Below are 9,333 nucleotides of genomic sequence, written 5' to 3'. Positions count from 1 at the left end.
AGAGACAGGGAATGCCCCCCGCAATGCCCGCCCCTACGAAGATGAACCCCCGGCGGCCTATGTGGACTACCAACCCATTGACGAAGCCGATTTAACTCCCCGCCCCACCACTCCAGAGGACCAGGAACAGGCGGCCCGCAGTGGTAACCCCCGCAGTCAACGTCCCAGTCGTCCCCCAGTCGATGCGGAAGAGCCCCCCATCGGAGCTGATGACCAAGAACGGTTTGATTATTAATTTTTCTCAGTGAACAGGGTGAAAGTTTGGAGTAGTTTAGGGCGGACTCCATGGTTATGGTTGGCAATAATACTAGTCCCCCTAGCGCTCAGTGGTTGTAATAAAGTCAGGCGATCGCCATTGGACCAGAGCCTAAATAGCCGCTTCAATGACGAACAGCCCAGCCTGAGCGGTGACGGTCGTTGGTTGGCCCTAGTTTCTAACCGCAACGGCACCAGGGAAATTTTGGTCTATGACCTCCGCAATAACCAGTTGGTCAACCTACCGGGATTGAACCAAGCCAACACCATTGCCGAAAGCCCCAGCCTGAGTCGCACTGGCCGTTACCTAGTCTATTTGTCCAGCATCCAAGGGCGGCCCGACATTGCCCTTTATGATCGCCTCACCAAAAAAACTGACCTGTTAACCCTCAACTATCGCCAATGGGTCAGAAATCCAAAGATTAGCCCCGACGGCCGCTACATCGTTTTTGAAACCGCCAAACGGGGACAATGGGACATCGAAATTCTCGACCGGGGGCCCCAAATTGAACTGGACATTGCCGAGGGTACCCCCGTGGAAAATCCCCCCACCGCCCCATGATTAACCATGGGCAAAACTGAATTTTGCTTAAAGCTCCTTCACAAAAGGGGATTCAACATTATGCGATTCTAAAGAGTGGCGAAATTTAACCACTAACAATTAATTAAAAATTTATAAATCCATGGAACAGCCGATGAAACCAACGGTGATCATCACCGGAGCCTCCTCCGGGGTGGGTCTATATGGCGCTAAAGCGTTAATTGATCGGGGCTGGCACGTAATCATGGCCTGCCGCAATTTGGACAAAACCCAGAAAGTTGCCGACGAGTTGGGTTTTCCTAAAGATTCTTACAACATTATTAAACTAGATTTGGGCTATTTAGATAGTGTGCGGCGATTTGTGAGCCAGTTTCGAGAATTGGGACGTCCTCTCAAAGCCTTAGTTTGTAATGCGGCAGTTTACTTCCCTTTATTAGATGATCCCCTCTGGTCAGCGGATGACTATGAATTATCCGTCGCCACCAATCACCTGGGACATTTCTTGCTTTGCAATCTCTTGCTAGAAGACCTGAAAGCTTGTTCTGACGAAGATAAACGCCTAATTATCTTGGGTACCGTCACCGCCAACAGCAAAGAGCTTGGGGGCAAAATTCCCATCCCCGCTCCACCGGATCTGGGCAACTTTGAAGGGTTTGAAGCGGGCTTTAAAAAACCCATTACCATGATTAATAACAAAAAATTCAAATCGGGCAAAGCGTATAAAGATAGTAAGCTCTGCAATATGCTCACCACCAGGGAATTGCACCGTCGCTTCCACCAAGCAACGGGCATTGTTTTTAACTCCCTCTATCCCGGCTGTGTGGCCGATACTCCCCTGTTCCGCAACCACTATTCTCTATTCCGGACTATTTTTCCCTGGTTCCAAAAAAATGTTACCAAAGGCTATGTCAGCCAAGAATTGGCCGGGGAACGGGTGGCCATGGTGGTGGCCGATGACAAATTTAAAGAGTCCGGGGTGCATTGGAGTTGGGGCAACCGTCAGCAGGCGGGGCGGGAAGCTTTTGTGCAGGAACTTTCTGAACAGGGGAGTGATGCCCAAAAGGCCCAGCGCATGTGGGATTTAAGCGAAAAGTTAGTGGGTCTGGTTTAGTTCACCTGTAAATTCCCCCCAGCATTGGGGGGTCAGGGGGGCAAGTCAAAAATGATCAAACGGCGGCGATGGGATAGTCCCTGGACTGGTCCGTTTCTACTTCCCGGTCCACTGCGCCTTGGTAGGTGTCCACCACATGGTTGGGTAAAATGTCTTGCCCTTGGTTGAGGAAACTCCAACTCTGGCCCACATGGACATAGGTGCCTAGTCCCGTTGTGGGGGGCAGGAGAGGAATCACGTCGGCGAGGTTAACAATGCGGTAACTGTTGGGTACTTGGCGGGAATGGAGTTGGGCAAAGGCTATATCCCCAACCCTAGGGCAGGCGTAGCTATAAAGTTGGATCTGGGGCCGTAAATTAGGCAGGTTAACCGCTAAATCCAGGGCCGCCAGCACTGCCAGGGAAGCCCCCAAACTATGGCCAGTGATGTAACAGGGCACAGCCGGGTCTAATTTTCGGGCAATTTCCCTCGGAATGGGACTGACGATGCGGAGATAGTTTTCGATAAAGCCTTGGTGAATTTTGCCGAAATGTTGTCCCGATTGGCGATCGGTGAAGGGAATTTGCTGGGCCCGGAGATTGTTGACCCATTCCATGGTGGTTTGGGTACCCCGGAACACAATTAAATTGTGCTGGGGAGAACTGAGGACAAAACCGAGGTAAACGGGGATTTGTTGGGTTACTTTCACCACTTGGCGAATGGTTTCCCCCAGGGAATCTTCCGCTTGGTCCCAGGTTTGATCGAGGGGATCGCCCGTGTTATCTAAGGGAATTTGCACCGCAACGGATTCGGAAATTTTGGCTTCCTTGCCCCGAAAAGAAGCAATTTGTTTATACTTATCCAGGTCAGGGCTATAGGCTGGTAGCTGTTGGATATTGCCGTCGTAGCTGGGGATGGTTTTCCCCGTTAGGTATTGTTGGGTGGCAATCTTACTGCAACGGATCAGTAGTCGGGAAATTTGGCGATCGTAGGGCAGGATAGGGGGAGTGAGCCTAACACTGTTGATAATCTCCTCGCCCCGGTAAATTTTTTCCGCATCGGCTTCAAAGGCGGCACTTAACATATTGGTGCGGTCGGTGTTGGCGGCCTGGGCTCGGGCCAGTTCCTCCAACTGTTGCTGTTTTTGTCGATGGCGCTCCTCTTGGCCTATGGTGAATGCTCCCCCCAGGGCGGCTCCCCCTAGTAATAGTCTTCGGCGGTTAAAGATGCCCATGGTTTACGCTTCCCTGAGTCAGTCAGGCTGGATTGGTCCAAGATTTAACAAATCAGCGGGATGGTTGCTTGGCCGCACCATTGGCATAATACTGGTTGGTGCTTTGACCCAACATCCAGGTGAGGGTGAAAAGTCCCGCAAAGCCTTTAAAACTGTCGAAATAGGGCACCCAGATCCCGATCGCCAGTAGGATGACCCAGACTACAGAGGCTGTGATCACTGCGCCAATGGCCCCAAAAATATTACCGGCGATCGCCAAGAGGTCTTGTCCCCGGGGAAATTGCCAAACTTTACCAATGTCCCGACACATTTTGGCCAACAGAAATAACACCAGCAACAGCCGCAGGGAATAGTAACCGGCGATCGGCAATAGGGCCACGAGGCTAGTGCCCAAAGCGTAGTCGAAAACTAAATCCCTGGCCTGCCTGGCCCGGTGCAGATTTTTTTGCCAAAGTTCGACGGATGACTGCACTGTATTCTCAGACCGGTGATGCCGACAAAGGCCCAGAGCTACCCATTTTTGGGCAACCCCAGGGGGATTTTAACCCAATTTGAGGGTAGAGGTGATGCGCTCCATGGCTTCCTCCACATTGCTCCGACTGTTAAAAGCAGAAATGCGGAAATAGCCTTCTCCGGCCGCCCCAAAGCCAGAGCCAGGGGTACCTACCACATTCACCGTATGTAATAGCTTGTCGAAAAAGTCCCAACTGCTCAGGCCATCGGGGGTTTTGACCCACACATAGGGCGCATTGACCCCACCATAGACCATCAAACCGGCAGCGGCTAACTTCTCTCGAATAATGCGGGCATTTTCCAAATAAAAGGCAATCAGTTCCTGTACCTGGGCTTGGCCTTCCGGGGAATAAACAGCCTCGGCCCCCCGTTGGATAATGTAGGAAACCCCATTAAATTTGGTAGATTGGCGGCGGTTCCAGAGTTTCCATAATTCCACGTCACTGCCATCGGCGGCTTTGGCGGTTAAAGTTTTTGGCACCACAGTGAAGGCGCAACGGGTGCCGGTGAAACCAGCATTCTTGGAAAAGGAGCGAAACTCAATGGCACAGTTCCTGGCCCCTTCAATTTCATAGATGGAATGGGGCAAGGTGGGATCGGTGATAAATGCTTCGTAGGCCGCATCAAAAAAGATGATCGAACCATGGGCCAGGGCATAATCTACCCACTCCTTTAAATAGGCTTTAGTGGCAGTGGCTCCGGTGGGATTGTTGGGAAAACAAAGGTAAATTAAATCTACTTTTTGGCTCGGAATTGCCGCTGTGAACTCATTTTCCGCCGAAATGGGCAGGTAAACCAGGCCGCCGTATTCCCCTTTGTCGTTGGCATCGCCGGTGTGCCCCGCCATTACATTAGTATCCACATAGACGGGATAGACAGGATCGGTGACGGCAATGGTGTTATTTTTGCCAAAAATATTGAGAATATTGCCGGTGTCACATTTGGAACCGTCGGAGATGAAAATTTCTTCGGCACTAACTTCACAGCCCCGGGCTTGGAAATCGTGCTGGGCAATTTTTTCCCGTAACCAAGCGTAACCCTGTTCCGGACCATAGCCCTTAAAGGTTTGGCGATCGCCCATGTCGTCGATGGCTTTGGCCATGGCCTGGCGACAAGCAAGGGGCAGGGGTTCCGTCACATCCCCAATACCAAGTTTGATCACCTGGGCGTTAGGATTGGCAGTGGTGAAAGCATTTACCCGCCGAGCAATTTCGGGGAACAGGTAACCGGCTTTGAGCTTGAGATAGTTGTCGTTGATACTGGCCATGGCTTGGTGATTAAAGGGCGATCGCCATTATAAAAGGTGAGTTACCCCTCACCGTAGGGAAGTTGACAATGGGGTTATGCCCGCTCCAACCAACCCTACTCCCCTTGGTTCATTGACGGCGACGGCCGTAGCTACTCCAATTTCCTGCAAAATCTATCCTTACATCACATCTCGATCAAACATTTATGTCCCAGTGGATCACAGAATGGATTCCCCAGGTGATGAATCAGTTAGGCTACGGGGGGATCAGTCTTTTAATGTTTTTAGAAAACCTCTTTCCCCCCATCCCTTCCGAATTGATCATGCCCCTAGCTGGTTTTGCCGTTGCCCAGGGAAAATTGGCATTATTCCCGGCGATTGTGGCAGGCATTGTTGGGACAATTTTGGGAGCTTATCCCTGGTACTACATTGGTAAATTGGTCAGTGAAGAACGGTTAGAACAACTTGCCGACCGTTATGGTAAGTGGATTGGCCTAGATGCCAAGGACATTCACAAAGCTAACGTTTGGTTTGGTCGCTATGGTCATCAATCAGTGTTCTTGGGACGTTTGGTACCTGGCATCCGCACCATGGTCTCTTTGCCTGCAGGCATCAATGCCATGGGTCTTATTTCCTTCACCCTCTATAGCTTGGGAGGCATATCCCTCTGGGTAACCTTTCTCGCCAATGCCGGCTATAAACTGGGTAATAACTATGACTTAGTGGAGCAATACTTGGGGCCGGTGTCAAAAATTGTCCTGGTTAGTGTGGCCGCCATCATAGTGTTGTCAATTGTTCGCAAACAGCTACGTCGGAGGGCTTGATTTTTGGGCTCCCACTCCTGTGTAATCTCGTAAATTTCCTAGTTGATCCTATCCTTGCCCCACGGGCCACTAGGCTAAAATTAGGGCTTGGCTATATTCGATCATCCTGATCCTGGGGAAGCTTACTGTGATTGCACAACTTAATACACAACCACAAGGACCGGGACCCCAGGCGATCGCCAATGTGCTTGAACAAGGGCATTTGCTAAAAAATTGGCTGGTGGAAACATTGAATGCTCCCATCTTTAAGTTGGGAACTGAGAGCATCACTTTGTGGTGGATTGTTCAGGCTTGTTTTCTGCTTTTATTGGTGGGAGTATTTGCCAAGGCCACCAAACAATTTCTCAAAAAAATTCTCCTGCTCAGACTAGGATTTAGTGAAGGCAACCGAGAAGTAATTGGTACATTAACAAGTTTAGGTGTAGCAGTATTAGGCTTTATTATTGTGCTGCAAGGCATGGGCTTGGAACTGGCTAGCTTTGCCGTAATTATGGGGGGACTGGGAATCGGTATTGGTTTTGGCTTGCAGGAATTAACTAGGAATTTAGTCAGTGGTTTAACAATTTTTGGCGAAAATAAACTCAAAGTTGGTGACTTAATTGAATTTAATGACCACATTGGTTACATCAAAGAAATTTCCATTCGCTCTACGATAATCCGCACCTTTAGAGGCAGTGACCTAGTGGTGCCCAACACCGATTTAACCAGCAACTTAGTAATCAACTGGAACTATGAAAATTGTAGCGGTCGCCTCGAAGTGCCAGTCAGTGTGGCCTATGGCAGTGACTTAGTTCTAGTGACGGAAGTGCTATTGGAATCCGCCGCCATGGAAAAAAATATTGTCAGTGAGCCAGCACCAAAAGCAGTTTTTCTTGGGTTTGGCGAAAATTCTCTTAATTTTGAACTCTGGGTTTGGACTGAAAGAATCGACCAAAGATTTCTGATCTTTAGCTCTCTCAATCACATCATTCAATATAATTGTCGTCGCCGGGGAATTAATATGCCCTTCCCCCAAAGGGATCTATGGCTAAGAAATCCAGAAAGCATCTCTCTAGCAGTTAGCAATCAAGAAAATAAGGTTCCAGCCCCTGGAGAAAAATTAGATAATTCTCCCACCCTCACCCAGCTATTGAAGAAAAACTTCTGCTTTCAAAAACTCAATGATCTTGAAATTAGAAATGTGATTGAAATGGGGAAACGATGGCATTTATCGGCGGGAGAAACCTTAGTCAAACAAAATCAGTACCACAGCTATTTTTGTGTCGTGCTCACTGGGGCAATAAATGCCATTTATGAAAATGAAAAAATCAGCAACCGTATATTTACTTTCAGACAAGGGGAATTCTTTGGTGAGTTACCTTTGATGCTGGAAGTCCCCTATCCCACCACCATGATCGCCGCTGAAGAATCCACCCTTTTCCTAATCGGTAAAGACTGTTTTCACAAACTTCTATCTACCCACCCCCATCTATCCATACGGGTGGCGGAGGAATTGGGTAAACGTCAGGGTGCTCTCCAGGGATATGAACAGAAACTAAAAGAAATGGGACTACTGGCTGAGGCGGATCTGAAAAATCCTGTGGACTGGATTAGGCAAAGAATCAACAAAATTTTTGATGTTAGCCAAAAGTCTTGATCTCGTTAGCTAAAGCTTATAGGCGGTAATGCTTTTTTAAAAGTTTCAAGGAGATAAATCTATCCTCGTTGTTATGGCATACTTCTATTTTATTAATCGATAAATCTGAAGTTGCTACCATAGGAATTAGATTAGTAGAAACGATTAGGTTTCAATTATATCGAAACTATTGAATGGTTAACCGTTTCATCATTAGGCCAGTAGAGTCCGTGCAAAATCTGCAAAGCTTAATGCAGCCATTATAGGGACTGGTAACTACGGTAAGATCAGAAGTTGGAAGTACCTCACCCTAACTGATCGTCTAGAGACAAGCCATGGTTGCACAAATCGAGTCACAACAACAGTATGAACAGGCTACCCAGGCGATCGCCAAGGAACTATTAGCCCAGACCAGGGAGAAACGATCGCTATGGGACAAAATTGGCGATAATCTGCGGCTCGATGACAAATTGCTGGATTGGACCATGGGTCATCCGGGGTTGCGGGTGCAATTGTTCAAATTCATTGACTGTCTACCAGCGTTGCAGAGTAATAGTGAGATTGCCAACCATCTCCAGCAGTATATGGGCGAAGAGGAGGTGGAGTTACCGGAGGCACTGAAAAAACTGTTGAACTTTGCTGATGCCCATTCTACGCCAGCCCAGATTGCAGCGGGAACGGTGAGTAAGGCCACGGAACAGTTGGCATTTAAATACATTGCTGGGGAAACGATCGCCCAGGTGATCAAAACGGTGGAACGACTCCGCAAGGAAAAAATGGGCTTTACCATTGATTTACTGGGGGAAGCGGTAATTACGGAATCGGAGGCGGCGGAATATTGGCAGAACTATTTAGACTTGATGGCCCAGTTATCCCAGCAGGCAAAATCCTGGTCAAAGGTGGCCCAGATTGATGAGGCAGACGGGGAAATGTTGCCCCAGGTGCAGGTATCGGTAAAGTTAACGGCCTTTTATTCCCAATTTGATCCCCTTGACCCTGAGGGCAGTAAAGCAAAAGTCTGTGAACGGATTCGGGCATTGTTGCGACGCGCCCAAGAATTAGGGGTCGCTGTCCACTTCGACATGGAGCAGTACCACTATAAAGACCTGATTTTAAATATTCTCAAGGAATTGTTGGTGGAAGAAGAGTTCCGTTCCCGCACCGATATTGGCATCACCATGCAGGCCTATCTGCGGGATTCAGCGGCGGATCTAGAAGGGTTAATTCCCTGGGCCAAACATCGAGGTTATCCCATCACAGTGCGCCTGGTGAAAGGGGCCTATTGGGATCAGGAAACCATTAAAGCCCAACAAAACCATTGGCAAATTCCCGTTTACGTGGAAAAAGCCCAAACCGATGCCAATTATGAACGCATGACCCGGCTATTACTGGAAAACCACCAATATTTGTATGCCGCCATTGGTAGCCATAATGTCCGTTCCCAAGCCCTGGCCTGTGCGATCGCCGAAGAGTTAAACATTCCCAAACGACGTTATGAAATGCAGATTCTCTATGGCATGGGGGAACCCTTGGCCCGGGCGATCGTGAAACGGGGTCATCGGGTGCGGGTCTATGCGCCCTACGGTAAGCTACTGCCGGGCATGGCCTATTTGATTCGACGGTTACTGGAAAATACGGCCAATAGTTCTTTTCTACGCCAAAACCTAGAGGAGCGTCCCATTGAAGAATTAATTACTCCGCCCCAGGTTAAAGGCATTAATGACCTGCCCACCAAGGGTTATCCCAACGCCCCTGATACGGATTATGCCGATGCTGACCTGCGCCAAAAAGCCTTCCAAGCCCTAACCCGGGTTAAACAGCAATTAGGCAAAACCTATCTGCCCTACATTAACGGCGAGTACGTCGAAACCGAGACCTATATTGATTCCGTTAATCCCTGTTGTCCATCCCAGGTGATTGGCAAGGTGGGGCTAATCAGCGTTGACCAGGCGGATCATGCCCTGGAAATGGCTAAAGCGGCCTTCCATGCTTGGAAGAAAACGCCAGTACGTGAT

General features: G+C 48.9%; 8 protein-coding genes and 1 pseudogene. 6 read left to right on the top strand and 3 right to left on the bottom strand.

What is annotated here, in order from left to right; all coding sequences use genetic code 11:
- The 3 genes and pseudogenes from IQ219_RS12065 to IQ219_RS12055 form a co-directional block, all read left to right on the top strand.
- A pseudogene (locus IQ219_RS12065) lies at positions 1-235 on the top strand (hypothetical protein); the annotation flags it as partial.
- An 18-nt stretch (positions 236-253) separates the two neighbouring features.
- Positions 254-817 carry a TolB family protein gene (locus IQ219_RS12060; RefSeq protein WP_368667606.1) on the top strand — a complete coding sequence of 188 codons (564 nt, stop codon included), beginning with the start codon at positions 254-256 and terminating at the stop codon, positions 815-817.
- Between the two features lie 121 nt (positions 818-938).
- A complete protein-coding gene (locus IQ219_RS12055) occupies positions 939-1,907 on the top strand; it encodes a protochlorophyllide reductase (protein WP_194072760.1) in 969 nt (322 codons plus the stop codon).
- A gap of 55 nt (positions 1,908-1,962) precedes the next feature.
- Here IQ219_RS12055 and IQ219_RS12050 read toward each other — a convergent pair whose 3' ends face one another.
- The 3 genes from IQ219_RS12050 to IQ219_RS12040 all read right to left on the bottom strand — a co-directional run bounded on the left by IQ219_RS12050 (position 1,963) and on the right by IQ219_RS12040 (position 4,900).
- Positions 1,963-3,120: a DUF2974 domain-containing protein gene (locus IQ219_RS12050; RefSeq protein ID WP_194072759.1), complete on the bottom strand. Its 1,158-nt coding sequence runs from the start codon at positions 3,118-3,120 to the stop codon at positions 1,963-1,965.
- A gap of 52 nt (positions 3,121-3,172) precedes the next feature.
- Entirely contained in the window at positions 3,173-3,592 is a 420-nt protein-coding gene (locus IQ219_RS12045) for a hypothetical protein (protein ID WP_194072758.1), read from the bottom strand.
- A gap of 69 nt (positions 3,593-3,661) precedes the next feature.
- Positions 3,662-4,900: an LL-diaminopimelate aminotransferase gene (locus IQ219_RS12040; protein ID WP_194072757.1), complete on the bottom strand. Its 1,239-nt coding sequence runs from the start codon at positions 4,898-4,900 to the stop codon at positions 3,662-3,664.
- Between the two features lie 185 nt (positions 4,901-5,085).
- Here IQ219_RS12040 and IQ219_RS12035 point away from each other — a divergent pair, with 185 nt between their 5' ends.
- The 3 genes from IQ219_RS12035 to IQ219_RS12025 form a co-directional block, all read left to right on the top strand.
- Complete coding sequence (locus IQ219_RS12035; RefSeq protein ID WP_194018795.1) at positions 5,086-5,703, top strand: DedA family protein; 618 nt, start codon at positions 5,086-5,088, stop codon at positions 5,701-5,703.
- A gap of 127 nt (positions 5,704-5,830) precedes the next feature.
- Positions 5,831-7,339, top strand: coding sequence for a mechanosensitive ion channel domain-containing protein (locus IQ219_RS12030; protein WP_194072756.1), 1,509 nt, complete (start codon positions 5,831-5,833; stop codon positions 7,337-7,339).
- A 314-nt stretch (positions 7,340-7,653) separates the two neighbouring features.
- Positions 7,654-9,333 (top strand): proline dehydrogenase family protein (locus IQ219_RS12025; protein WP_194072755.1); only part of this gene is annotated, 1,680 nt, incomplete at its 3' end.

Origin of the sequence: Synechocystis sp. LEGE 06083 (assembly GCF_015207725.1) — a bacterium.
Classification (GTDB): domain Bacteria; phylum Cyanobacteriota; class Cyanobacteriia; order Cyanobacteriales; family Microcystaceae; genus Synechocystis; species Synechocystis salina.
This window is presented reverse-complemented; position numbering and strand designations above follow the sequence as displayed.